Source organism: Alkalihalobacterium sp. APHAB7, from assembly GCF_048323755.1.
GTDB lineage: Bacteria > Bacillota > Bacilli > Bacillales > Bacillaceae_F > Alkalihalobacterium.
In genome coordinates this window covers 1-24581 of the sequence record NZ_JBLWFS010000033.1, presented here as the reverse complement: position 1 = coordinate 24581, position 24581 = coordinate 1, and the positions used below count along the sequence as shown (strand labels likewise).

Here is a 24581-nt window from a genome sequence, read left to right as displayed (position 1 = left end):
GACGTTCAGTTCAAACGTACTATGTTTACTCACTAGAAAATTTCTTTCAAAAAGTCTTTGTCGTGCGACAGCCAATGTTTCATCAGCTTTTGTGCTCCTTCTAGATCATGCAACTTCGCTTGTCCACACTGTTTTTCATTGGCAGCCGGAACTTCTGTTAATTTAATCGAGTAGTTCATCGTCTGCTCGAGAACATCAATGATATCTTCGACTGAAGGCGCACCACTCACAATTAAGTAGAACCCTGTTTGACATCCCATTGGGGAAAGATCAATAATATCAAAATGATCATGCTCCTCGGCAAAGCGACGAATGTTCAATGCCAGCAAATGCTCTAACGTATGAATCGCTTCTGAACGCATCGCTTGCTTGTTAGGCTGGCAAAATCGAATATCAAATTTATTTACAACTCCGTCCGTTCCAACTTTATGTGTGCCACAAGGGCGAACGAATGGTGCTTTTACAATCGTATGATCGAGTTCAAAACTTTCTACTGTTGGCATGGTTGATCACTCCTAGAAAATGTCCTTTTCCAACAAGTATAAGCGATTGAACGATCATTTGTCTAATGAATTCTGAATACTCAATCAAATAAAATGATTGTACTCATCTCTGTATTCTTCTGTTAAATATTATTGTCTTTTTTATAGTTTGGTTGATAACCGTTTAGCTCATTTTTCTTAATTCCATGCTGTTCTGCAAATGCATAAACATCATCAGCATAGGTATCCGGGTTAAACTTCGCTAACTTCCAGCGCATCCCTTTAGATGGTTTAATTAAAACATTTGGAACGCCTCGCAGATTTACAAAGTAAATTTCTTTGATCTCGCTTGCGGTTGCCTCTTTTTTTACAATCACCAGACCAAACAAGATGACACGATACGCTAATGTATTGTCTTTCATTTTAAATTCATAGGACAAAAAAAGTGCACATACAAAAATAACTAAAGCAATGTAAGGTAAAAACATAATCCGTTCATTAAACATAAATAAATTAATGATCGTTAAAAAAATTAATAGGACCCATATCGTTTTTCCTTCTTTTGTTTGATAAACCTTCTCCAACGTTATTCCCTCCAGCTGTCAATTTCCATTATTATAGTACCATTTTTAGAAGGTACTAGCACTTTTTCCTTTCATATTTCTGTCATTTCCTCTATAATATTTAGAGTATCGAAATAATTTTCAACAAGAAGGTGTGTACCATGACGATAGAAAAAAAGAATATTGTCATAATGTGGTTTGCTAACTTTCTCGTTGCTGCTAGTGCAACAATGGTTTTACCATTTTTATCGTTGTACATTAAAACATTAGGCGATTTTTCTGATGCATACGTTCAGCAATGGGCAGGTTACGTATTCGGTGTAACATTTCTCGTTGCCTTTTTATTTTCACCAATTTGGGGAAGATTTGGCGATAAGTATGGTCGAAAAAAAATATTAGTCATTACATCAGCAGGAATCGGAATTAGTGTCCTATTAATGGGGTTTGTCACTTCCGTAACTGAATTGTTTATTCTCCGGGCTTTTATGGGGGTTGTTACAGGATTTATACCGATGTCTGCCGCTTTAATTTCAGCACAATGTAAAAAAGAAACGGCTGGTCGAACACTCGGAACGTTGCAAACAGGAACGGTCAGTGGTGGTTTATGCGGACCTTTACTCGGTGGAATGCTAGCGGACACAGTAGGATTCCAATACACATTTACGTTAACTGGAGCTGTTATCATTTTAGCTTCCTTGCTTGTATTATTTGGGATTAACGAAGTTGTATTTAAAGAAGCTAATGATGAAGAGAATAAAGTGTATACCCGAAAAGAAGTCATTATGCACATTTTCAAGAGTCCTATTTTGATGTCGGTGATGTTAATTTCTCTTGTTATTCAAGCAGCTAATTTCAGTATTCAACCGTTGTTAGCTCTTTACGTTCATGAATTAACGAGAACTGAGAATTTAGCGTTTCTTGCCGGTTTTGCTTTTTCAGTTACTGGGCTCGGAAACTTAGTTGCTACACGAAGATGGGGATCTTTAGGCGACAAGATTGGTCACGGGAAAGTTTTAATCATCTTGCTGTTTACATCTGCCTTATTTTTTATTCCGCAAGCACTTGTTACCGAACTTTGGCAGCTCATCATTTTACGTTTTCTGTTCGGTCTTCAAATTGGTGGTCTGCTTCCTTGTATGACCGCTTATATAAGACAACTAGCACCTCTTTCCATTCAAGGAGAAGTGTTAGGATATAATGTTAGCTTCCGGTTTCTAGGAAATGTTATTGGGCCTGTAATGGGTGGTGTCATAGCAGCAGCGTTTGGGATTGGCATGGTTTTCTATATTTCTGGTTTTCTTCTTGTCATTAGCGCGGTCTTTTTATGGGTATCCGTCGCTCGCGAAAGCAAAAGGATCCAAGAGAAAAAAACAAACATGTCAGCGTAAAAATCTTATCATGCTATAAGCTTTATTTTGGATCAAGAATGCTAGGGTGTCTTTAGTTTTCAACTAAACTTACCCTAGCATTTTTTATTATTTATGGCGCTACGTCAAGTCCTATTCGACATGTTTAAGCATCGTTATTTAGGGAATTTATAGTAAGGCAGGATTATTTCTTACGTTGTTGAATTGTTAGTTAATGACAATTAAACTACATACATTGCATTTCCTAAAGTACTAATGAGATAGGATGAGCTTGATGAAATCAAATCGAATTCCACCGCTTTTATTTTTCGCAGAATTATATGAACGACTAAAAAAAGACCCTATTCAAGATTGGGCTGCACAGCTTGCCTTTTATTTTTTACTTTCCATTTTTCCACTTCTCATTTTTATATTGGCGCTGCTTCCCTACTTACCGTTAGATGTCTCACAAATCTATGATTTTGTGGAGGAGTACATCCCTTATGAACTCGCTGATTTATTTATTACAACAGTTTTGGAACTTGTGGCTGAACCAAAAGGTGGTTTGCTTTCTTTCGGGATTATTGCGACAATCTGGTCGGCATCCAATGGAATTAATGCTTTAATTCGTGCACTTAATAAATCTCATAACATTGATGAAACAAGATCATTCATAAAAGTTAGACTCTTGTCGATTATTTTGATGCTTGGTTTAGTCATTGTTTTTATGGTCACTCTTGTTTTACCTGTTTTCGGGAAGTTGATTTTGGAGGCGATTGACTCGATCTTTCATATTACAGATCATGCTTTTATTTTGTGGAACCGACTTCGCTGGGTCATTGGGATTGCCATAATGACGCTGGTTTTAGTGGTATTATATATGATTGGTCCGAATCGACGAATTGGGTTCAAAGATGCAATTTACGGTGCGCTATTTGCTACGATATCATGGCAGCTTATTTCACTAGGCTTCTCAGTCTATGTCACGAATTTCGCGAATTTCTCAGCAACCTATGGCAGTCTAGGAGGGGTTATCATCCTAATGTTTTGGTTTTTCCTAAGTGGATTAATTCTCGTCATCGGGGGAGAAATCAATGCTACTTTACAAAACCACCGCGCGAATTTAAGAACGAAAAAGTGAAACTGACCGTTCCTTATTGGATTGACAGAAGAGTTCTGATGAGAAGAAAAAGATAAGGAAACATGGGGATTTAGCTTGTCACTAAAGTCGTTTTCCTTTAGTGGCACAGGAGAATTTGAATTGTTTTGTATTAAACGGACTTAGAGGCCCTTATTTGACAGAAAAGCACAAGTTTATCTACTTTAGCGGACTCAGAAGCACTTATCGGTTCAACCCCCTAAGTTTGGACACATACTCACGATTCCTTCGTTTTATTTAGTTTTTCATTTTCTTCTAGCGCGCTTACGCTTACTGGCCTATTGATCGAGACGAACAGAAATCTGTCCATCTCGATCAATAGGAATTATTCCTACAAGGCTTGTTCTACTTGTTTTGTTTCTCCAGCTTGCCATTTCAAATAATATTCCAACGGTGAATCATCATTTAAACTGCCATGATAACGCTCTTCATTATAGAACCGAATAAACTCATCCACACAAGAATAAGCATCCTCAAACGTAATAAATTCATGACGTTGATAACACTCACGTTCTAAAATACTATGAAAAGATTCAATATAAGCGTTCATATTTGGTGAGCTGGGAGGGATTCTCTCGTGCTCAACTTGTTGCGTTATACAAAACTCTTGAAAATGCTTACTAATAAATTGTGGTCCATTATCTGTGCGAATAATAAGTGACTGATCTGAGGCATGAATTTCTCTTGTCATTAATGCCTTCTGAAGCATCTTTGTAATATGTTTAGCTTCACATACCGTTCCCCGATAATACCCTACAATGGATCGATCATGGACATCGATCACGCTCGCCAAATAGAAAAAACGACGAGAAGATGTCACGTACCCATATTTAATATCAAGCTGCCAGAGTTGATTAGAACCTGTTACGATACGGTTTTTAGCTAATCGCCGAGGATATTTTTGTTTCTTTTCACGTTGAGGTAATAAGATATCGAGTTCCTTACACAGACGATAAACCTTCTTTTTATTGATCACAAGGTGATACTTCCGCTGTAAACATCGAGTTAATTTTCGATATCCATAGGCTTCTTCTTTGCCCTCAATCAGCTTTGTTAAATAGCTTTTGATCGTTGAATCCTTAACCTTTTTTCCTTTCTTATTCCTTGAAAAACCAGGAATTGGACGCCCTCCTGTAGCTGATTTTTGAGAAGGAGGGTGTCCCTGTCTATAGTAATAAGTGGAGCGGCTTACCGAGACAATCTTTAAGACTCGTTTTGCAGGGAAACCATGTTCAATCCACTCACGCGCATAATCTATTCGCTCGGAAAGTTCGGTAACTTTTTTTTTATCATTTCACGAAGCATCGCTACTTCAAGCTCTTTTTCACCTAACAATTTCATGGCATGATCGTATTTAGTCTGTAGATCTTGAGTAGAAGAAGATTCAGATAGCGGAGTTATTCCTTCCGTGCTCATTTCATTTTCTACTTCATCCCGATAAAGTTTCATCCAACCACCTAAGGTAGACTTACTTACTCCTACTTTTCGAGCAATATGTGCTGAATTTCCAGATTCAATTGCCATACGAACATATTGTTTCTTTACATCTTCTATTGGCCCCATTCTTCTTTTCATTTCGGCTCCTCCTTTAGTTAATTCCATTTTAATATGTAGAGGAGTAGGTGTCCAAATGAGTTAGGGGGCTAAATAGTTATTTGCTTCAAAACATCTAAAAACATGCCGAGTACACCGAAATAAAGGCTTCTCAGTCCGTTACATAGTCAAAAAAGGCGATTTTTAACGAAATAAAGGCCTCTCAGTCCGCTCATTTTTCATCCTTGTGCCACATGCAGTTTTTTGCTCATACAACATACAGTCCCCGCTCGTGTCACAACTTGTTTTCAAACTCGTGCAATATGTATTTCCCACCTCACAACTCCCCCCTATCAAGTAAACATCAATAAACTCTCAGCCATAATAAAAAGAAACACCTCATTATCGTGGTGTTTCTTTCTCATCGTACTTATTTTGTGACAGCAACTTGAAGTGTAGCTTGATCTTCCTCGATTTCATCATTGAGATGGTAGAACACTTTGGCAAACCAGGCAATCGTGATCGTAATGATTGAAAGAATTCCTAAAAGTGTGAACAGAGCCGTTAAGCTGTACATTTCAGCGAAGAGCCCGCCAAATGCTGCACCGACTGGCATTCCCGACTGAGCAAGTAACGTACGAACTGCAAATACACGGCCACGGATTTCATCAGGAACTCGCTTTTGATAGAACGTCGTGTTGTTAATCGTGAATATCATCGCGAAAAAGCCTGAGAACATCACAACGATTAACGCCATCCAGTATGTTGGTACCCAACCAAGGAGAGCAAGTAACACCCCACCCATCCATAAGCTTCCTAACATGACGCGGCGAAGGTTTTTCGGCTGATTAAACGTCCCTGTTACGAGCGAGCCTAATAACATTCCTAAAGGAAAGGCTGACATAAACAAACCATACTGAAATTCATTTCCACCGAGATGATCAAGGACAAATGGAAGGAACATCGGCATTGCCGCACCAGAACTAAAGTTAGAAATCATCAGCAAAATTCCAATCCAAAACAATACGGGATATATTCGATAAAACCTGAGACCAGCTTTAAACTGCACAAACCATGTTTCTTTTTTCTCACTAGCGACTTTCTTCTTCGCACTCGGAATAAATAATAAGACAAACCCTGATACAGCCATACAAATGACTAAGAAAGAAAGCACGGGAACAACACCTAACACTGACATCAGTAACCCACCAAGAGCAGGGCCAATTAACATCATGAGCTGCATCGTTCCTTCTAATAAGGAGTTCCCTTTCATTAGACGGTCTCTTGGTAAAATTTGTGCAACATATGCCATACTCGTTGGTCTGAAAAGCGGTTCTGCTACCCCCATAATTGCTGCGACGACGTACAGATGCCAAACATTTAGTAACCCTAGTGGATATAAGATAAGCGGTACTAAGAAAACGGCTGCACGAACCCACTCAGATAAAATCATAATCTTCTTTCGGTCAAATCTATCTAAATATGGACCTGCCAAAAGTGTTGTCAATAGAGATGGAACCATAAATGTGATCCAAATACTTCCCATCGCCATCTTTGAACCTGATAATTCATAGACAAGCCAAGAAATGATGAATGTAGCAAACGTTCCCCCTAGTGCCGAAGAAGCCTGAGCTAACCAAACAGCCGAAAACGCACGATTTTTAAATAAGTCTCCCATTTTTTCGCCTTCCTTTTATTCAATTAACTTGTAATCTATTCACCTTTTAACACTCATTTTCATTTAAATTGTTAACTAATCTTTAGGTTTGTATTTCTTTATCGTTATCAGTAATAAAAGAACTAAGAAATTGTTCCATTCCCATGTATCCTTCTTTTCGGAACCGATATTGATGTTGTTGGTTTTCAAAAAGAACTAAACTAAGTAACCCTGCTGACCGAAGAACTATTAAATGGTGGTGAACTGTACTTTTCGCTAAACCTATAAATTTTTGGACATCCGAAAATGTTCGATCACCTTGCGCTAAATATTTTAATATTTTTATACGATTTTCATCGCTTAAAGCCCGGATTGTTCGCATTAACTCAATGGGTGGACTTCCTTCTTCTATTGGTTTTGCATCCACCGGATAGAAGTAGATATATTGGTGAATGGTTTTTTCGTGCAAGATCGTTGGCGAGTAATGATACTGTGGAATTAATATAGCGTTTCGTTCACTTTCTTTCGGTAGGATGACCCCATTTGTCAGCTTTTCAACAAGTTGCCGAGCATCCAACTGTTGTTGTAAGCCAAATGCTTTTTTTACACTCTCCCTTAAATTGTTCAGTATTTGATCATCGATGGTTGAAAAATAAGCTTCATGCCATTCTCTTAGAAAAGGAATTACATCTTTTACATTTGGAGGAATTTGATCTTTAAATTCAGTACATTCATAAGCAGGTGTAATTAATGTTTTCATTTCTTCCTGCTCTATTCGACTTAAAAGCTCTAAGATGTCGTCATGTTCATCAAACGATTGTGACAGTAAGTAATATTGAAGCACTGCAACTTTTATTTTTGTTTCCTTTTTACTAACTTCCTCGAGAAATTCGGCACTCAGGTTGGATTTAACATCACTGACCCAACTCAGCCCAAGATCCGTTCTTTTTTGTCCCCCTTTATCCAAAAAGACGTAGAAACTTGTGAAGAACTCATAGATAGGGTGAAACGTAATTGTCACTCTCATTTCTGTTCGACTCCGATCGAATTGTTTATAGTTCGATTATAATCGAACTATTCTTTTTTAGCAAGATCCTTTTGTAAAAATTTACAATAATCAGACGCAATTACACTGTTCCTGTATATAAAAAAATAGCTGCTACTTGTATTTAGTAGCAACTATTTTAAAAAAGGCTATTTTCGTAAACTATGTTGCTATTGGACCGTTTTTTGAACATAAATTATCCCCTTTTGGACAAATTCATTTGTCCATCTGGCTAATTTATGTTCAAAAGCTTCACGCTAAAGCGTGAAGAACCAAGCTTACGCTTGGTTAACGGTCCAATAGCTTAGAGCAACAATCGTTGTGAAAAGAGCCTAATAATATTAAAGACACTAATGTCACCATAATTAATTTAATTTGCAATTCCTTCCATCAGGTACAAATTCAATAAATTTGCAATCTCTTCTTTCGGGATGCTTTTATTTTTCAATCCCCACGTATGGGCAAGCGATATATACATATTTAAAATAAGAAAAGCCGTTATTTTAGGATCACACGTTTTTAAATGGCCTTTATCCAATGCATAAATAACTTCTCTTTCAATAAACGAGAGAATTTCCTCTTCTAGTCGAGCAAGTGCATCAATACAAGCTGGAGTACCAAATTCCTTTACTTCTTGGAAAAGTTTTATGACTAAAGTATGAGTTTCACGATAATCAAGAATACGTAACATAGCTCGATGCAAGTTGACAGTGAAAGGCTGTTCATGATCAATCTCTTCGGTTGCTACTTGTTTCATCTCTCTGGCAAGGTCATTAATTATCTCTTGAAATAGTTCTTCTTTCGTTGCAAAAAAATTATAAATCGTTGCTTTACCTACCTTTGCAATTTTCGCCACTTGATCCATCGTTGTCGCTTTATACCCGAATAATGAAAATGACTTCGTTGCTGCTTGAATAATTACTTTTTTTCTATCTTTCGCCACGGTTTTCCCCTCCGCACCCTGACCTAAGAACAAAAACTAGTCTTAAGTTGTCTATTTTTCTAAGTTTATAAGTATGCTTTTTACTCTATTTTACAATATAGACGAAATGATGGGTAAAAAAGTTTCAAGGAAATGTTGGAATAAGATGCAAAAAAAGTGCCAACATCCTACCTTTGCTGAAATCAAATCCAGCAACCTGCTTGTAGAATGTCGACACGACACATTATATCTAATTATGGTTGGTAATGAATTGGAGAACCTGGTCCTAAGTCAATACCGAAAGTCATCCAAACGATTAGCATGATTACCCATACAATGGAGAATACAATAGAGTACGGTATCATCGTCGAAATTAATGTTCCAATACCGACTTTTTTGTCATACTTTTGTGCAAACGCAATAACAATGGCAAAGTATGGCATGAGTGGTGAGATTACATTCGTTGTAGAGTCTGCAATACGGTACGCTAACTGGGTAAGTTCAGGTGAATACCCTAAATTCATCATCATCGGAACAAATACAGGAGCCATAATCGCCCACTTTGCTGAAGCACTTCCGATAAATAGGTTGATGACACCAGCTACGAATATAAACGTTAAAATTAACGGTAATCCGGTAAATCCTGTTGTTTCCAAGAATTCTGCGCCTGAAATCGCTAAAATTAATCCTAGGTTTGTTTCATTAAAATACGCAACAAATTGTGCAGCAGCAAATGCTAAGACGATATACGATCCCATTGTCGCCATCGTGTCTGCAAGCTGATCTGCTACGTCTTTATCATTTTGGATCGATTTTGTAATTTTTCCGTAAACAAAACCAGGAATAAAGAACATGATTAAAATAACTGGTACAAGTGAAGCGAAGAACGGTGAGTTGATGACCTCTCCATTCTCACCACGTAACGGCCCCCACTCTGGAGCGATTAATAGTGCGATTGCAGCACCTGTTACGATAAATGAGAGAAGCGCTCCAAGTAAGCCTTTCTTTTCTACAGAAGAAATTCCGCTTACCGTTTCGGTAACACCGCCTTCGTATTTTCCTAGACGCGGTTCTACAATTTTATCGGTAACGAGTGTACCAACAATCGTTAACATAAACACACTGGCAATCATGAAGTACCAGTTCATCGCGTAGTTCATCGCAGCTGCATACTCAGGGTTTAATACAGCTGCAGCTTCTTGAGTCAGACCACCTAATAATGGATCAAGCGATGTTAATAATAGGTTGGCACTAAATCCGGCAGATACACCGGCAAATGCCGCAGCTAAACCAGCTAATGGGTGCCGACCTAGTCCAGCAAACAGGACAGCTCCAAGTGGTGTTAAAACAACGTAACCTGCATCAGCAGCCATACTTGACATAATTCCACCGAATACGAGAGCTGCTGTAATTAGTTGTTTCGGGACGGATGTAACTAATGCACGCAATGCCGCACTAATTAAACCAGAACGTTCAGCAATACCAATCCCTAACATGGTTACAAGCACAGTACCTAACGGTGCAAACCCTGTGAAGTTTGCAACTGCACTTGTAAACATATACTGAATCCCTTCAGCACTCATTAAATTCTTGACTTCTAGTACTTCCCCTTCATTTGCAGGGTGCTCTACTGAAAGACCAATGGCTGAAAGAAGACCTGAAAGTAAAATAACAGAAAAAGCAAAGATAGCAAATAGCGTAACGGGATGCGGTAATTTATTTCCGACCCGCTCAATCACATCAAGCGATTGATAAACAACGCCTTTCTTTTTGTCTCTCATGCTTGACCTCCTTTAATTCTATTAGAAAATATTATATTACAAACACATTTTCTTATTATATACAATATAGAAATAGGATTAAAGGCAATTATTAAAATTCAGTATTTTCAATTTCATCCTTTTCTTCCCTTTATTTTCCCCCATTTCAAAACTTTTATTTGTTTACTAAAAAGTTGCAACCTAGTAAAGTACTTTCTTTTTAAAGAGCTGTTTTAACACTACTCTTTACCAGCGCTATTTTTAACGGACCAAAAGCAAATAGCAACAATGTTCAATGAACCTTTTAAAATTATCACTTACTCATCAGAAAAGCCGCTTGCCAAACTCAAATTTGTTTCAATTTGACTATAAAAAGTAAAAAATTCCATTAAAACTCTTGCTTTCATGTATATTTATTAAAAAAACGGCAACGATGATAGCAACTAAGTAAACTTAGTAGATTTGGGAGGGTATATTATGAATAAAACAGAACTAATCAATGCGGTTGCTGAACACTCTGAGTTAACAAAAAAAGATGTTTCAACTTGTGTCAATTCACTTTTTGAAGTCATTTCTGATACACTAGCAAAAGGTGAAAGTATACAAATTATCGGTTTTGGTAACTTTGAAGTACGCGAACGCGCTGCCAGAAAGGGTAGAAACCCACAAACGGGTGAGGAAATCGAAATCGCCGCTAGTAAAACGCCTGCATTTAAAGCAGGAAAGCAATTAAAAGACGCAGTTAAATAAGCAACATACAGATCTAATTGAAAATATTTTACGGTTAGCGAATTCGAGTAGCTGGAGCAAGACTTATGTGAACAGACTCAATATACATTCGCACATGAAAGGCAGAAGACGCCTGCTTAGCGGCGACAAGCGCTGGAGGTCCAACAAACGTGTCCTCCCTTTGGACACGTTTGTTGGACCGAAGCGACCTCGAGCCGATGGCGTCTGCAGCTAGACACACGAAAAGCGGAAGACGCCTGCTTAGCGGCGCCTTAAACATTAAACAAGAAAAAGGCCACAAATTGCGGCCTTTTTCTTGTTTTTCCATTTTCATTAATCAGCGTAGTACATAACAGCAATTGCACCTGGTCCTGTATGTGTACTTATAATCGGAGTCGTAAAGGCAATGTTTATTTGATCTTCACCAACCCCGTCATTGATAAATGATGTTTTGATTTGATTGGCTAGCGACTCGGTATCCGCATGAGCTATTCCAATCGATTTTACCGTCTTCCCATTCATTTCTTCTTTAAACTGTCCTTGAATATACTTAATCAACTGGGAATACGTTCTTACCTTCGACACGGGCGTATACACACCGTCTGCTAATGAAGCGATGGGCTTAATTTTTAATAATGAACCGATCAATGCTTTTCCTCTACCGATACGTCCGCCTTTTACTAAATAGTCTAACGTATCTACCATGATATAAAGCGATGTATTAGAACGGACTTCATCTAAACGTTGTAAAATTTCCTCTTTACTTTTGCCTTCTTTAGCCATTTTTGCTGCTTCAATGACTTGAAAGGACAAAGCAGCTGAAATAAACTTCGAATCTACAACGGTAACTGGAACATCAACTAGACCTGCAGCCGTTTCAGCCGCAGTAACTGTTCCACTCATTCCAGCTGTCATATGGATTGAAATAATTTCACTTCCGTCTTCTCCAAGACGATTATATGTATCTACAAAAGTACCTACTGCCGGTTGAGATGTTTTAGGGATTTCTTCAACTTGTGTTAACTTTTCAATGTATTCTTGAGACGTAATATCAACACCGTCTAAATAAGATTTCCCCTCAATCGTTACAGACAACGGAACAACCTCAACACCTAAATCTTTTATTTGCTCATAGAAATCAACAGTTGAATCAGTTACAATTTTAATCTTTTTCATACTAACCCCTTCTTATTACTATTATAGAGAATAGTTAATCAATAAAAATAGATATTTATACAAGCTTAATATTCTATTAAATACTTGTAAAGAGCATAGTGAAAATTGACTAATACTTTTCCTATTTAAATACTAGAAATTTCAAAAATTTAGATTGACACATCCCTTAACATTAAATATTATATTGTTAACCAAAACATTCGAAGAGGTGAACAATATGTCTACAACATCAAAATTCAAAACGAAAGATTTAGTCATGGTTCCATTATTTGTAGCACTTATGGCAATTGGAGCTAACGTAACTTCATTTTTAGTCATCGGCGGTGTTCCGATTACACTTCAAGCGATTTTTGCCATTATGGCTGGTGCCTTATTAGGTAGTAAATTAGGTGCAATTGCGATGACGGTTTATATGCTAGTCGGCTTAGTAGGTGCCCCTGTTTTTGCTCAATTTAAGGGCGGATTAAGTACACTCGTTTCACCAACCTTTGGATTTATATTAACTTTTATTCTAATGGCCTATGTAACTGGGAAAATCATTGAAAAAGCTAGTGATGCTTCATTAAAAACGTTTTTAATCGCTTGTTACACTGGACTTGCCATTACGTATATTCTTGGTACAAACTATATGTATTTTGCCTATATTACGATTGCACAAGCTCCAGAAGGCTTCACTTACGGAATGGCTTGGGCATGGATGGTTGCCCCTCTCATTAAAGACATTATCGTTACAGCTATTGGCGCAGTCATTTGCGAACGTGTCTACAATGCTACTCGCAAAAACGCTAGAAGCTTAAACGCAGCATCCTAAAAAAACAAAAAATAGGTGCCAGGCACCTTCAACACTGTACAGTGCTGAAGGTGCCTGGCACCGTTATTCAAGGTATATCTCCTCTTAAACCCCTTTCACATACTTTTCCTATTACTTGTTTATGAAACAATATCCCCATCTTCAATCTCAAAAGAGTCTAGTAAATACCCATTTTCGCCCATTACAAAAGTAAAAGTGACAGATAACACATCACTTGCGGGATAGCCATACCGAGCATACTGATGCGCAGAGCCACCAAAGTCTTCTTCATTGTAGAACTCAATTAAAACATTTTCTCCTTTCACCACAATAGTATCCCCTTGCTCTTCAAATTCAAGCTCGTCTTCTGGTAATAAACGAAGACCTGGATTAAGGATCGTTTCTCTCACGGTTTCATAGTAACCATTTGTTACATTAATAGTAGAATTATAAACGTTCGATTCTTCTATGTACGTTTGAAATGGCTGCTTGTACACTAAAATTTCATCGTCTTCCTCAAAGATACGTTCAACCATATAAAGAAGTCCAGCTTCTGTTACCTTTGATTCTAATAGTGCTTTAATTTCATCGAACGTTTGAAGCTGTTCATTGTAAAACCGTTCTCCATAAGGACTATGATTTTGAAAAAGCTTCGATGACGTGGTAAATATCTCATTCAAATGATAAATAATTTCTCTTTCATCAACAGTAGAACATCCGCTTAAAATGAAGAAAACTAATACCATACTAACGATTTTCATTCTATACTTCATACACATTCCCCTAACACATCCATACTCATATATATAGACGTATTTACCCTGTATATGGTTTCATTAATCTACTATTATTTTGAAAAAAATGAAAAATTATAAAGTCATGGTAATAAAATTTTTCAAGTATTGACTTTCTATTTTCAAGTTTGTATGTTTATTTTTCAACTTCGGCAATTTTATTTTCAACTTATGTTCACTTATCGATTTCTCGACATCATTGGACCAAATCGGACTTGTTTCCTCGCTAACTTTACTACGCAAAAAAAGACTGACATGCCAGCTTTGAACAATCATTGGTTCAAAGCGACATTAGTCAGTCTCCTTGCTATTCTTATTTTACATTACTGCGCTGCTTCAATTTCAGCTTGTAGCATTTCTAAAATCATCTTACCGTCTTCGCCAACCACTTCGTCCACAAAATACTCACGAACTGGCTCTGCTAAAGCTCTGAATGCATCTCTTTCCGCCTCTGTTAGCTCAATGACTTCTGTTGGATGCGTTTCATTATCAACGATAGAGTCTAATAGGTCCTCATTTAACTGTGCTTGAAGGTCAAATCCTACTGGACGCATTTCTTCCACTGTCTCATCGATCATGTTACGGATGTCTTCAGGTAAACCATTATAGAATTCTGGGTTTACTGTCGTCATCGCCACATAAATATTATGTCTTGAAATCGTCATATGGCTTTGTACTTCATGGAATGAAGCATCTTCGATAAAGAAGATTGGGTTTTCTTGACCATCAACGACTCCACGATCTAATGAAGTATAAAGTTCTCCCCAGCTCATCGGCGTTGGATCTGCACCATAGGCTTGATACGAACGAACAATCAGTGGTGATTCTTGTGTTCTCATTTTAAAGCCATTGAAATCTTCTGGTGTACGTAACTCACGATTACCAGTCCACTGCATCGCACCTTCTGTCCAGAATGCAAGCGGCTTAATATTATGTTGTTCATACTTGTTTGCTAAATGAACGTTTAACGCTTCACTTGTATCTAAAATATGTTGGTTTAACTCCATATCATCTGTAAATAAAAATTGCAGTGCAAAAAGTTGACCTTCATCAACCATTGTTCCTGTAAAACCTGGAGATACAATCGCAAATTCAACAATTCCACTTTGAAGCTGCTCCACTTGGTTTACTTCATCTCCAAGTCCGCCAAATTCAAATACTTCAATATTAATATCACCGTCTGATTTTTCATGCAGACGCTCAGCAAACTCTCTTGCATATTCATATTGAACTTGACCTTCCATCTCTTCTGTTACAAAAGTCCAATTGTATGTGCCTTCACCGCTTGCCCCTTCACTTCCACATGCAGCAAGGATCATACTGATCATAATGGCTAACGTAAGTAACATGAACTTTTTCTGTTTAAAAAACATCAAATACCCCCTGTTTTTTTATATGAAACTCTCTTTCTTACATGAAATAACGGTAGAAAAGAGAAATTTCTTCAAATAAAATAATTAAAATAGATGCAATTAATAGCATGACAATATACGGCGGTGTTCCCCGTATTACATCTAAATACGATTTGTTAAAGACCGCACTTGCGGTAAATATATCTACTCCAAACGGCGGGGTTGCAGACCCTAATGCTGCCTGAAACGTAATGACGACACCTAAATGAATCGGGTCGACTCCAGCTTGAATTGCGATTGGGTAAAAGATTGGCGTTAAAATTAAAATAACTACAATCGGATCAACAAACATACAGCCGATAAAGAAAAAGATCGCCACAATGAATAAAACGGTTAATGCTGTTGGATCGCCACCCATTATATTGTTGGCTACCATTTGCGGAATACGAGCATAAGAGATGACATATGAAAATGCTTGACCGCCAGCTACTAGAATAAAGACTGCCGATGTAACCAGCCCTGTTGATAACGCAATTTTCGGTAGTTCTGTAATTTTAATCGTTCTAAAAATAATGACTTCTAAGACTAGCGCATATAAAACCGAGATCGCAGCCGCTTCTGTCGGGCTAAAAACCCCTGAGTAAATCCCACCGATAATGATGACTGGAAACCCGAGCGGAAGTAAGGCTTTACGCGTAAATACTAAGCGCTCTTTCCATGTCGCTTTCGGGACCATTGGGATATTTTTTATCCGCGCATAAATGTAGCTGTAAACCGCAAACATCGTAAAAACTAAAATCGCTGGACCAATTCCAGCCATAAATAGCTCACTTACAGAAGCTCTCGGTGCAGCAAGTGCGTAAATAATCATCGCAATACTCGGTGGTACTAATAAGGCTAGGTCACTCGCATTGATAATAAGAGCTATTGCATTGGAGTCCTTATAGCCTACCGAGCGTAACCGTTCGCGCATTGGCTTACCAATGGCTACAACCGTCGCCTGAGTTGAACCTGAAATCGAACCGAATAATGTACAAGCCGCAGCGGTAGTAATTGCATAACCGCCTCTAAGGTGTCCGATAAAAGAACCGACAAAATCTAATAGCCGTTTCGATGTTTTTCCGGTAGACATGATGTCTGCTGCAAAGATAAACAGCGGAACCGCTAATAGAACGTAAGGAGATATTCCTTGAATCATTTGTTGTATGAGAAATATCGGATCGATGTTTGGAATAAATAATATGACGACGATAAGAGGCGCAGCAATTAAAGGAATTAACATCGGAAAGCCTAGCACTAAAAATATAACCATTAACGTCAGTAAAGTTGCTACCATAGTTGTCCCTCTCTATTCTTTTTTTTCATAGATTAAAAGGATTAAATCTTAACTTTCAGAGTAATCCTTTTTCTCTGTTGCTAAATACACCTCTTTTTCTTTAATGTTAATCCACATATTTCTTAAAAATTGAATTCCACCCAATGTTAAACCAAGAGGAATAAAAGTTAGTAGGATCCATACTGGAATTTGAAGGGCCATCGTGACTCTTCCTCTTTCCATTACGGTATACATATACCCATAGGCATAATAAGCAAGTACAAATAAAATAATAGCTGTTACAGCTGGAATGAATATCGCGAGTGCTTTTCTAATCTTGGGCGGAGCTACGTCAAAAAATGCAGACATACTGATGTGTCGACCTTTTCTGGCGGCGTAACTGATCCCCATAAATGTCGCAAGGATAACCGCAAACTCACTAATCTCACCTGCAAAAGCCCAGCTTTTCCCTGTAATTGCACGGCTTAGTACATTACCGGCAACCATGACAGCAATGAGAATGACCGAATAACTCAAGATCCATTCTTCGACCTTCATTATTCCACGGTCAACCTTTCGAATGATATTCAAATAGTTTAGCCTCCTCGTTTATGTATTCTAAGTTGTCTGAAAACACGACATACATTAATGATACTGGGATTATTTTTCCAACTCAACTGGCTTATATAGGCGTGTGTCTTGATTGTTCACGATATATTCACTTGAAGTACACTGACCCATATCATATATACATATCCTCTACTCTCCTTACATATCTGCCTAAATACTCCGAAAAAGGTTAATATGGGGAAAATGAAAGAGAAGGAAGAAAAAAAATAAAAAAAACGGTGCCAGGCACCTTTAGCGCGATAGCGCATTAAAGGTGCCTGGCACCGTAGAAATTATTCGAACTGTTCAGCGAGGTTGGCTAGTGTACGTGCCATCGCTCCTGTTCCGCCTTTTGGTCCTGTTTCTGTACCTTTAGACGTCCAAGCTGTTCCGGCGATGTCGAGGTGAACCCACGGAGTGTCACCGGCAAATTCTCCAACGAATAATCCAGCTGTAATACTTCCACCTGGACGGCCTGGCGAGTTATTCAAGTCTGCAACATCACTCGTTTTTAGCATTTTTCGGTACGGTTCAAAGCTAGGTAATCTCCATACCCACTCTCCTGATTCGTACGCAGAGTACAATAGCTTCTCCATCAACTCTTCGTTATTGGTAACCGCGCCTGTCGTATATTCACCTAAAGCAATAATAACCGCTCCTGTTAGTGTTGCTACATCTACAATATAGTCTGCACCTAAGTGCTTCGCATATGTAACACCATCTGCTAAGATCAAACGGCCTTCTGCATCTGTATTTCTAACTTCAATCGTTTTGCCACTTAATGATGTAATCACATCACCCGGTTTCATCGCTAGCCCATTCACTAAGTTTTCACTAGATGGAATGACTGCTAATACGTTAGCTTCTGGTTTCATTTGGCCAATGATCTCCATTGCACCAAGAACCGCTGCTGCACCGCCCATATCCATCTTCATTTCATGCATATTTAAGCTTGGTTTAATACTAATTCCGCCCGAATCAAACGTAAGTCCTTTTCCTACAAAAGCTAAGACATCGTTCCACTCTTTTTTTCCTTGGTATTTTAACACAATCATTTTCGGTGGTTGTTCTGTGCCTTGTGCAACAGCAAGGAGCGCACCCATTCCGAGCTTTTCCATATCTTCTCTTTCTAAAATATCAATTTCCATTCCGTGAAGCTCTGCTATTTCTTTCGCTGTTTTTGCTAGATCTGTTGGTGTCATTAAATTTCCTGGCGTGTTTACTAACGCACGCGCTAAGTTTGTACCACTTCCATAAACTTTCCCTGCTTGTAACTCTTCAAGCAACGATTGCTCTTCTTCGTTTGTAAAAAGGGTCACGCCTTCTAAATGCTTTTCAACTTGGTTATCTTTTTCTTTGTAATCTGCCACCTTGTAACTCGTAAGTTCAATCGCTTCACTAAGAAGGTAGCTCAGTTGTTCAAAATCCTCTTCTCCATTTTCAAATGAATCTAAAATAATCGCTGCATTTTGTAAGTGATCAGCATGAAGCGCTTTACTTAGTGAAGCAAAAACACTGCGAAGCTGCTCATCGTTCGCTTCAGACTTCTTCCCAACGCCAACCACATACACTTTTTTAGCTTTTAACTGACCTAACGTATGAAAAGTAAAGATCTCCTTTGCCTTTCCGTTGAAACGATTATCCTTAAGCATTTGCTTTAGATTTCCACTTAGTGCGGCATCGATTTCTTCTAGTATTCCAGAACTATTTTTTTCACCTTCATACAATCCTATAAAAAGACCTTCTACTTCTTCATTTTTCCATTCACTTAATGCCTTAATGTTAAACATGGTTTTCCCCCTTTTCGGTTTCTTTTATTATAACGATAAGTTTCAATTATTTCGAGTATCGAATTTCTGAATTAGTCTTGCAAAAATAATGCGAGTTGAGGAATTTTTGGAAGCTCATTCACTTGTTCATACGGGACTCGTTCGATGTCCTGTGGTATAATGGACAAGCACCTTTTTATAAATTGGTCAATTTCTTCTAAATCGACTCCCCAGTAGAAGGGTCGATATGGTTGAATATAGTGGAGCCCTGCAGACATCATCAGTCTTGCACCTTTCACATTTCCGTACTCATAATGATAAATGGCAACGGTCATTTGCAACATTCCTTTGAGAAAATAGTTACTTTTATCTGTCATCCAGATTTCTTCTAGTAAGTCATGGCATGTATAATAGTCACCCTCATTGAATTTAACAAAAAATTCATAGTATTCCATTGGATAAAATGGTTCACCCAAACTATTCACCTCTTAACATGTTACAAATTACAAATAATCGGGAATTGAAAGTATGTCATCTCATTGAAAACATAAACTAAGTATGATCCTTATTGCAAATCATATGTCGCAATTATTTTCTTTTATATAGAAAGGACGATCGTTGAACAATGGATATTTTTCAAAATTTCCCTTTATGGGCAGCACTTATAGCGATTGGTTTTGCACAATTTATTAAAGTACCGCTAGCCTTCATTCCAACACGAAAAATTGATTGGCGACTTCTTACAAGTACAGGGGGAATGCCTAGTTCTCACTCAGCTGCTGTTACTGCTTTATCAACAGCATTAGCGATTGAAGAAGGATTAAACTCACCTCTTTTTGCTATATCGGCGATCTTTGGAATTATTGTAATGTTTGATGCCACAGGGATTAGAAGACACGCAGGCTACCATGCGACGGTCCTCAATCAACTTGTTACTGATTTTAATAAATTAGTTCATGAAGTAAAGTCTTGGCCAAAAATGCAGGAAGAAGAGAAAAGAGAAGAATTAAAAGAATTATTAGGCCATCAGCCAATCGAGGTATTTTTTGGCGGATTATTAGGAATTGTCTTAACACTTTTCCTTCATACAATGTTATAGTAGTTGTAAAATCGATGACTCTAAAGTGTAGACCTTAATTAAGAGGAAGGCACTTTGACCTTGAGTCATCTTTCTTTTTCTCTAAGGTTGTTTTATTGGACCTCTTTGCTTCTCACGCTAATGTAAATACAGCATTCTATTAATGGAATATAACAAGGAGAGGAACTATATGCGCATTATTTCTATTTGTCCGAGTAACACTGAAATACTTGGCTATTTAGGTCTCGAAGACCAACTTGTTGCTATTGATGATTATTCAGATTGGCCAAAATCTATTCAAACATTACCACGTCTTGGTCCAGATTTAGATATCAATATGGACAAGTTAGCTTCGTTTAAACCAGATCTTGTTCTAGCATCTTTAAGTGTACCTGGTATGGAGAAAAACATTGAGCGGCTGAAAGAACGTAATATTCCTCATATTGTCCTTCAACCGAACTCACTTGAAGAAATTTGTGAGGATCTTCTTAAAGTTGGAGAACTCACTGGGCATCAAGCGCAAGCTAAAAATGTCGTTGAGCGAATTCAACGCTTACTTTGCGAATATAACGCTATTAGCAATGGGATTATACATAAACCGCGTTTATATTGGGAATGGTGGCCAAAACCTGTGTTTACCCCTGGTCAAACAAACTGGTTGACTGAGATTAGTCGGTTAGCTGGAGGGGAAAATATTTTTGATGATGTGGAAAAAGCGAGTGTTCAAACTGATTGGGATGATGTTGTGAGCAGAAAACCTGATCACATTTGTCTCGTTTGGGTTGGTGTCGACCACGATAAGGTCAACCCTGATATTGTTAGGAAACGCCCTGGGTGGAGCGAGTTTACTCCTGTGGTTGAAGATAAAATTCACGTATTAGATGAGCCCCTTTACTGCCGCCCGTCTCCGCGTTTACTCGTGGGATTACAAAAGATAGCTTATCTTTTACATCCAGAAAAATATCCAAAGTTTGATGGAAAAGACCCAATTTTGGATAAGGATCTATGATAATTTCTCTTTAACTCGAGCTAAAGTTAAGGCAACGTTAGTTGGTACGAAACATATAAATGAAAACCAAATAAGAGACTAACTCATAGTAGGTCCTGCAGCCCATACAACACAAAAAAAAAGCAAACTAACTCATTGCATTGTAATGCAATGAGTTTCACTTTACTGTACTTTACTGTACTTACTTTACTGCACTAAAGGTACCTGGTACCTCTAGGTTAGAACGACATTTGTCTGCGAAATACTTGTACGGCTTCATTTTCATTTAAGTCCGTAAGCTCTTGCTCAGACAGTTTCCCATTGCCTTCTTTAACGACATAAACTTCAACTTCTTTTTTACCCCAATGGTCAAACACTTCTGCTACTGTATCATAGTACAAATCAATTTTGTTTCCTTTTATAGCTGACCCTGTATCAGCTACTACACCATAGCCATAGCCGGGAATATATAAGATGCTTCCAATCGGGAAAGTATTTGGATCTGCTGCTATCGTTGAATACAAATCTCTGCGGACTTGGACGCCAGAATATGTAATCCCGTAACTTGGATGCCCCGGATTTTTCCCGGTCGACTCATATCCTGCAGTATAGCCTGTTGCAACCACCTTTTTAGAAGGATAACTTTCCCAATCCACTGCGTCCTCTATTGAAACAGAGGCGGTATCAATGACTGGAAGTGATTTCGCTTCATACATATGTTGAAGCGTAGGTAATTCTTTGTGTACTAATTTACTATCCTTTATTCCATTATCATTTACACTAGGTGAGTCAAACAACCCAAACTTAGACCAAATAGGTAATTCTTGTACACCTGCTCCTGTAAGTGTTTGGTAAGTTGTGAAAAACGCTAAACAAAACATTATCGTCATGGTTATTCTGCGAAATGTACTTTTCGCAATTTCCATTTTCTTCACTCCCTCTCATTGACTAAGCTTCTCCACTTTCGAAGAAATTATTCAAAAAAAAAAGGAGTACAAAAAGTCTGTTTTTATACTGTTTTTACACTTTTCTAACTTATCAGTAAAGTTCCCTAAAATAAATATTTTGATATAAAAAAAGACCCACCTTTAAAGGTAAGTCCATGCCTGTCTCATATTTTCATCAATCCTAACTTGCTATCCACAAGAGCAAATATTTTATTAGCATCTTCTTCTTGATGGATATCGTATTTATTAGCATCGATTGTAAGCACTTGAGAAGCGTCATAAGAATTATAGATCCATTCATCATATTTACTATGAAGATAACGATAGTATTCAATTAGCTTTTCATCTTGTTCAAAGTCACGGCCACGCTTACCAATTCGATACATAATCGTGTCAAAGTTCGCTCTTAAATAGATAAATAAATCAGGAGCCTTTTTTGGCATGCCTTCAATTTCTTCCATCATTTCTTTAAAGACCATGTCATAAACCATTTTTTCTTCTTTAGCTATATTCCCAAGTTCATAGTTTACTTGCGTAAACAATGCATCCTCATAAATAGAACGGTCTAGTACATTGCGTCTATGGTGAAACGCTTTTTTAATTGCATTAAATCTTGTTCCTAAGAAATACATTTGCAACATAAATCCGTAGCGTTTTTGGTCTGAATAAAACTTATCCAATATTGGATTGTTGTCCACTGATTCGAAGAATACTTCTGTTCCATAGTATTTACCAATAGCATCTGCATAGCTTGATTTCCCTACGCCTATCATACCGCCGAGTACTAACACTTGATCATCTCCCATTTTATCACCTATCTCCTAGTGTTGCTGTAACCCAAAAGTTAATCAAAAAATAAAAAGCAGTAATTTTTATACCCTAATGCTGTAAATCCTGAAGTGTGGACCATAAAAACAAAGAAGTCGGCTATAAACCAACCGACTACTCCGAGGATGATAACTAAAAGAATAGCTAAAACTTACTCCTCATATCTAATTAAAACATTCGATATCCTCTAGCCCTAAGCATTCTTATTACGACACCAGATAAAATCGCACCTAACATTCCACTCGATAAAATAATAATGTCTGCTGGTTTAAGTGAAATTAAATCAGATCCCAGTGCTCTTAAAGAAACGATAGGAGAAGTGAAATACTCCAATAATCCAACATTATCAACAATTAGAATGACAACAATTGGGTAGATAATAGCCATGACCCATGTTGAACGTAAAATCATGTTTAATAAGAAACCGATCCCAAAAAATAAGATTAAAAATAATAATACCGATATAATTAAAACGGGCAAACCCATAAGGAAATCCATAAATACACCCCCATAAAAACAGCTTAACTAATCAAATTAGACATAATACTACAAAGGTTAGTTTACTTAATCTCCGGAACTGCGTCAATATGGAATACTTGAACGACTGGTGAACATTAATAAAAGAAAGCGTAGTATTTTACTTTATTTCCTCAACGATATAAAGAACATATTACTTTATCCATCTTATTCAGGTTTGTCCTTCATCACCTTTATGAAGGACATTTCCTTGCCGTTCTTCCTTATAATGTCCTTCATCACCTCTATGAAGGACATTTCCCTTGCCGTTCTTCCTTATAATGTCCTTCATCACCTCTATGAAGGACATTTCCCTTGCCGTTCTTCCTTATAATGTCCTTCATCATCTTTATGAAGGACACTTCTCTTGCCGTTCTTCCTTATAATGTCCTTCATCACCTCTATGAAGGACATTTCCCTTGCCGTTCTTCCTTATAATGTCCTTCATCACCTTTATGAAGGACATTTCCTTTGCAAGTTCTATCTTGAATGATGTTAACAGCCTTCGTCACTATGCTATTTTAAGTGTATTAACTATACGAATTTTAACATAATGTCTTTATAAAAATTGATGTACTAACGAAAAATAGCATATCAATGAATTGATATGCTATTTCATATACTATTTACAATGTATCTCCACGAAAAGGAACTACTTAGTATTAAGATACTACGCTCTTTTCTACTTTCTTATTTAATTCACCTTGCCCTGAACAAAGATCGCATGTTTCACTGCCACCTAAAAATAACTCAAAATATCCCGTTCCGTTGCAATATGGACATTGACCGTCTTTGAGAACAATCTGTCTTTTCTTCATCTATAAAAACCTCCTTAATAATATTTCTGATATTTCAGATAATTTTATCAATTATCCAGTGAAAATGCAAAACATAAATTTTGGTTAATTATTTTTATGTAAGCGTAAACAAGTTTAATTTTCTTCTAAAACCATTGTTATTTGAAGATTCACTACATTTTTACAATAAATGTTATCTTTAAGGGTAAAAGTACCTTTAGCTTTTACTTACCCTTACAATCACTCTATCCTCATTTTTATGTTACCCGTGTTCTAATACAAAAAGCTGACTCTCGATGTAAAGTGTACCCTTTGTAAAGGACATTTTTAAAAAGTCTAGGCAGTTTTAAGAAGATGATTCCTGTATTGAACAGGGGTCATCTTTTTTAAATTCCATTGGTATCTATAGTGATTGTAGTACGTCAT

The 24581-nt window shown here is 37.5% G+C and carries 26 protein-coding genes; 6 read left to right on the top strand and 20 right to left on the bottom strand.

Translation table 11 applies throughout. The features are described 5' to 3' along the window. Positions 1-32 precede the first annotated feature (32 nt). The gene (locus ACNSTQ_RS20740; protein WP_418201658.1) at positions 33-503 is read right to left on the bottom strand and encodes an S-ribosylhomocysteine lyase; all 471 of its coding nucleotides are present in this window, start codon (positions 501-503) and stop codon (positions 33-35) included. A 122-nt stretch (positions 504-625) separates the two neighbouring features. After that, the gene (locus tag ACNSTQ_RS20735; protein ID WP_418201657.1) at positions 626-1066 is read right to left on the bottom strand and encodes a hypothetical protein; all 441 of its coding nucleotides are present in this window, start codon (positions 1064-1066) and stop codon (positions 626-628) included. Between the two features lie 140 nt (positions 1067-1206). Between ACNSTQ_RS20735 and ACNSTQ_RS20730 the strand changes: the two genes are divergently transcribed. Then, entirely contained in the window at positions 1207-2433 is a 1227-nt protein-coding gene (locus tag ACNSTQ_RS20730; protein WP_418201656.1) for an MFS transporter, read from the top strand. A 253-nt stretch (positions 2434-2686) separates the two neighbouring features. Continuing rightward, complete coding sequence (locus ACNSTQ_RS20725; protein ID WP_418201655.1) at positions 2687-3532, top strand: YihY/virulence factor BrkB family protein; 846 nt, start codon at positions 2687-2689, stop codon at positions 3530-3532. A gap of 349 nt (positions 3533-3881) precedes the next feature. On the opposite strand, the gene ACNSTQ_RS20720 is transcribed toward ACNSTQ_RS20725, so the two are convergent. The 6 genes from ACNSTQ_RS20720 to ACNSTQ_RS20695 form a co-directional block, all read right to left on the bottom strand. Continuing rightward, on the bottom strand, positions 3882-4787 hold the full coding sequence (locus ACNSTQ_RS20720; protein WP_418201672.1) for an IS3 family transposase: 906 nt from the start codon (positions 4785-4787) through the stop codon (positions 3882-3884). Positions 4788-4804: 17 nt separating this feature from the next. Next, on the bottom strand, positions 4805-5125 hold the full coding sequence (locus ACNSTQ_RS20715) for a transposase (RefSeq protein ID WP_418201654.1): 321 nt from the start codon (positions 5123-5125) through the stop codon (positions 4805-4807). 388 nt (positions 5126-5513) lie between these two features. Next, the gene (locus tag ACNSTQ_RS20710) at positions 5514-6761 is read right to left on the bottom strand and encodes an MFS transporter (protein WP_418201653.1); all 1248 of its coding nucleotides are present in this window, start codon (positions 6759-6761) and stop codon (positions 5514-5516) included. Between the two features lie 82 nt (positions 6762-6843). Continuing rightward, positions 6844-7767, bottom strand: a complete 924-nt coding sequence (locus ACNSTQ_RS20705; RefSeq protein WP_418201652.1) for an ArsR/SmtB family transcription factor — start codon at positions 7765-7767, stop codon at positions 6844-6846. Between the two features lie 388 nt (positions 7768-8155). Then, entirely contained in the window at positions 8156-8728 is a 573-nt protein-coding gene (locus tag ACNSTQ_RS20700) for a TetR/AcrR family transcriptional regulator (RefSeq protein ID WP_418201651.1), read from the bottom strand. 233 nt (positions 8729-8961) lie between these two features. Next, positions 8962-10488: an AbgT family transporter gene (locus ACNSTQ_RS20695; RefSeq protein WP_418201650.1), complete on the bottom strand. Its 1527-nt coding sequence runs from the start codon at positions 10486-10488 to the stop codon at positions 8962-8964. A gap of 456 nt (positions 10489-10944) precedes the next feature. On the opposite strand from ACNSTQ_RS20695, the gene ACNSTQ_RS20690 reads away from it, so the two are divergent. Continuing rightward, positions 10945-11217 carry an HU family DNA-binding protein gene (locus tag ACNSTQ_RS20690; protein ID WP_075387876.1) on the top strand — a complete coding sequence of 91 codons (273 nt, stop codon included), beginning with the start codon at positions 10945-10947 and terminating at the stop codon, positions 11215-11217. 312 nt (positions 11218-11529) lie between these two features. On the opposite strand, the gene ACNSTQ_RS20685 is transcribed toward ACNSTQ_RS20690, so the two are convergent. Further along, complete coding sequence (locus tag ACNSTQ_RS20685; protein WP_418201649.1) at positions 11530-12372, bottom strand: DegV family protein; 843 nt, start codon at positions 12370-12372, stop codon at positions 11530-11532. A gap of 217 nt (positions 12373-12589) precedes the next feature. Here ACNSTQ_RS20685 and ACNSTQ_RS20680 point away from each other — a divergent pair, with 217 nt between their 5' ends. Beyond that, positions 12590-13183, top strand: coding sequence for a biotin transporter BioY (locus ACNSTQ_RS20680; RefSeq protein WP_418201648.1), 594 nt, complete (start codon positions 12590-12592; stop codon positions 13181-13183). Between the two features lie 119 nt (positions 13184-13302). On the opposite strand, the gene ACNSTQ_RS20675 is transcribed toward ACNSTQ_RS20680, so the two are convergent. The 6 genes from ACNSTQ_RS20675 to ACNSTQ_RS20650 all read right to left on the bottom strand — a co-directional run bounded on the left by ACNSTQ_RS20675 (position 13303) and on the right by ACNSTQ_RS20650 (position 19456). After that, on the bottom strand, positions 13303-13935 hold the full coding sequence (locus ACNSTQ_RS20675) for a hypothetical protein (RefSeq protein WP_418201647.1): 633 nt from the start codon (positions 13933-13935) through the stop codon (positions 13303-13305). A gap of 344 nt (positions 13936-14279) precedes the next feature. Next, on the bottom strand, positions 14280-15329 hold the full coding sequence (locus ACNSTQ_RS20670; protein ID WP_418201646.1) for a DctP family TRAP transporter solute-binding subunit: 1050 nt from the start codon (positions 15327-15329) through the stop codon (positions 14280-14282). Positions 15330-15366: 37 nt separating this feature from the next. Then, a complete protein-coding gene (locus ACNSTQ_RS20665) occupies positions 15367-16644 on the bottom strand; it encodes a TRAP transporter large permease (protein WP_418201645.1) in 1278 nt (425 codons plus the stop codon). A gap of 48 nt (positions 16645-16692) precedes the next feature. Continuing rightward, complete coding sequence (locus ACNSTQ_RS20660) at positions 16693-17214, bottom strand: TRAP transporter small permease (protein ID WP_418201644.1); 522 nt, start codon at positions 17212-17214, stop codon at positions 16693-16695. 311 nt (positions 17215-17525) lie between these two features. Next, a complete protein-coding gene (locus ACNSTQ_RS20655; RefSeq protein ID WP_418201643.1) occupies positions 17526-19022 on the bottom strand; it encodes a leucyl aminopeptidase in 1497 nt (498 codons plus the stop codon). 71 nt (positions 19023-19093) lie between these two features. Next, positions 19094-19456: a DUF309 domain-containing protein gene (locus ACNSTQ_RS20650; RefSeq protein WP_418201671.1), complete on the bottom strand. Its 363-nt coding sequence runs from the start codon at positions 19454-19456 to the stop codon at positions 19094-19096. Between the two features lie 170 nt (positions 19457-19626). On the opposite strand from ACNSTQ_RS20650, the gene ACNSTQ_RS20645 reads away from it, so the two are divergent. Both ACNSTQ_RS20645 and ACNSTQ_RS20640 read left to right on the top strand, forming a co-directional pair. Continuing rightward, positions 19627-20100: a divergent PAP2 family protein gene (locus ACNSTQ_RS20645; RefSeq protein ID WP_418201642.1), complete on the top strand. Its 474-nt coding sequence runs from the start codon at positions 19627-19629 to the stop codon at positions 20098-20100. Between the two features lie 169 nt (positions 20101-20269). Next, positions 20270-21088 (top strand): cobalamin-binding protein, encoded by an 819-nt coding sequence (locus tag ACNSTQ_RS20640; RefSeq protein ID WP_418201641.1) that lies wholly within the window; start codon positions 20270-20272, stop codon positions 21086-21088. A gap of 218 nt (positions 21089-21306) precedes the next feature. On the opposite strand, the gene ACNSTQ_RS20635 is transcribed toward ACNSTQ_RS20640, so the two are convergent. The 5 genes from ACNSTQ_RS20635 to ACNSTQ_RS20615 all read right to left on the bottom strand — a co-directional run. Then, entirely contained in the window at positions 21307-21993 is a 687-nt protein-coding gene (locus ACNSTQ_RS20635; RefSeq protein WP_418201640.1) for a 3D domain-containing protein, read from the bottom strand. Positions 21994-22178: 185 nt separating this feature from the next. Then, positions 22179-22820 carry a deoxynucleoside kinase gene (locus ACNSTQ_RS20630; protein WP_418201639.1) on the bottom strand — a complete coding sequence of 214 codons (642 nt, stop codon included), beginning with the start codon at positions 22818-22820 and terminating at the stop codon, positions 22179-22181. Between the two features lie 190 nt (positions 22821-23010). Further along, the gene (locus ACNSTQ_RS20625) at positions 23011-23340 is read right to left on the bottom strand and encodes a YuiB family protein (protein WP_418201638.1); all 330 of its coding nucleotides are present in this window, start codon (positions 23338-23340) and stop codon (positions 23011-23013) included. 680 nt (positions 23341-24020) lie between these two features. Next, entirely contained in the window at positions 24021-24176 is a 156-nt protein-coding gene (locus ACNSTQ_RS20620) for a YuiA family protein (RefSeq protein ID WP_418201637.1), read from the bottom strand. A 315-nt stretch (positions 24177-24491) separates the two neighbouring features. Then, on the bottom strand, positions 24492-24581 hold a 90-nt coding region (locus ACNSTQ_RS20615), incomplete at its 5' end, for an IS3 family transposase (protein ID WP_418201670.1).

What these genes read in the sequence shown, in the direction of transcription:
- ACNSTQ_RS20710 (WP_418201653.1), bottom strand. Translation starts at nt 6,761, where the DNA reads ATGGGAGACTTATTTAAAAATCGTGCGTTTTCGGCTGTTTGGTTAGCT.
- ACNSTQ_RS20680 (WP_418201648.1), top strand. Translation starts at nt 12,590, where the DNA reads ATGTCTACAACATCAAAATTCAAAACGAAAGATTTAGTCATGGTTCCA.
- ACNSTQ_RS20695 (WP_418201650.1), bottom strand. Translation starts at nt 10,488, where the DNA reads ATGAGAGACAAAAAGAAAGGCGTTGTTTATCAATCGCTTGATGTGATT.
- ACNSTQ_RS20645 (WP_418201642.1), top strand. Translation starts at nt 19,627, where the DNA reads ATGGATATTTTTCAAAATTTCCCTTTATGGGCAGCACTTATAGCGATT.
- ACNSTQ_RS20630 (WP_418201639.1), bottom strand. Translation starts at nt 22,820, where the DNA reads ATGGGAGATGATCAAGTGTTAGTACTCGGCGGTATGATAGGCGTAGGG.
- ACNSTQ_RS20685 (WP_418201649.1), bottom strand. Translation starts at nt 12,372, where the DNA reads ATGAAAAAGATTAAAATTGTAACTGATTCAACTGTTGATTTCTATGAG.
- ACNSTQ_RS20670 (WP_418201646.1), bottom strand. Translation starts at nt 15,329, where the DNA reads ATGTTTTTTAAACAGAAAAAGTTCATGTTACTTACGTTAGCCATTATG.
- ACNSTQ_RS20665 (WP_418201645.1), bottom strand. Translation starts at nt 16,644, where the DNA reads ATGGTAGCAACTTTACTGACGTTAATGGTTATATTTTTAGTGCTAGGC.
- ACNSTQ_RS20730 (WP_418201656.1), top strand. Translation starts at nt 1,207, where the DNA reads ATGACGATAGAAAAAAAGAATATTGTCATAATGTGGTTTGCTAACTTT.
- ACNSTQ_RS20740 (WP_418201658.1), bottom strand. Translation starts at nt 503, where the DNA reads ATGCCAACAGTAGAAAGTTTTGAACTCGATCATACGATTGTAAAAGCA.
- ACNSTQ_RS20675 (WP_418201647.1), bottom strand. Translation starts at nt 13,935, where the DNA reads ATGAAGTATAGAATGAAAATCGTTAGTATGGTATTAGTTTTCTTCATT.
- ACNSTQ_RS20655 (WP_418201643.1), bottom strand. Translation starts at nt 19,022, where the DNA reads ATGTTTAACATTAAGGCATTAAGTGAATGGAAAAATGAAGAAGTAGAA.
- ACNSTQ_RS20625 (WP_418201638.1), bottom strand. Translation starts at nt 23,340, where the DNA reads ATGGATTTCCTTATGGGTTTGCCCGTTTTAATTATATCGGTATTATTA.
- ACNSTQ_RS20725 (WP_418201655.1), top strand. Translation starts at nt 2,687, where the DNA reads ATGAAATCAAATCGAATTCCACCGCTTTTATTTTTCGCAGAATTATAT.
- ACNSTQ_RS20690 (WP_075387876.1), top strand. Translation starts at nt 10,945, where the DNA reads ATGAATAAAACAGAACTAATCAATGCGGTTGCTGAACACTCTGAGTTA.
- ACNSTQ_RS20650 (WP_418201671.1), bottom strand. Translation starts at nt 19,456, where the DNA reads ATGGAATACTATGAATTTTTTGTTAAATTCAATGAGGGTGACTATTAT.
- ACNSTQ_RS20705 (WP_418201652.1), bottom strand. Translation starts at nt 7,767, where the DNA reads ATGAGAGTGACAATTACGTTTCACCCTATCTATGAGTTCTTCACAAGT.
- ACNSTQ_RS20635 (WP_418201640.1), bottom strand. Translation starts at nt 21,993, where the DNA reads ATGGAAATTGCGAAAAGTACATTTCGCAGAATAACCATGACGATAATG.
- ACNSTQ_RS20640 (WP_418201641.1), top strand. Translation starts at nt 20,270, where the DNA reads ATGCGCATTATTTCTATTTGTCCGAGTAACACTGAAATACTTGGCTAT.
- ACNSTQ_RS20715 (WP_418201654.1), bottom strand. Translation starts at nt 5,125, where the DNA reads ATGAAAAGAAGAATGGGGCCAATAGAAGATGTAAAGAAACAATATGTT.
- ACNSTQ_RS20620 (WP_418201637.1), bottom strand. Translation starts at nt 24,176, where the DNA reads ATGAAGAAAAGACAGATTGTTCTCAAAGACGGTCAATGTCCATATTGC.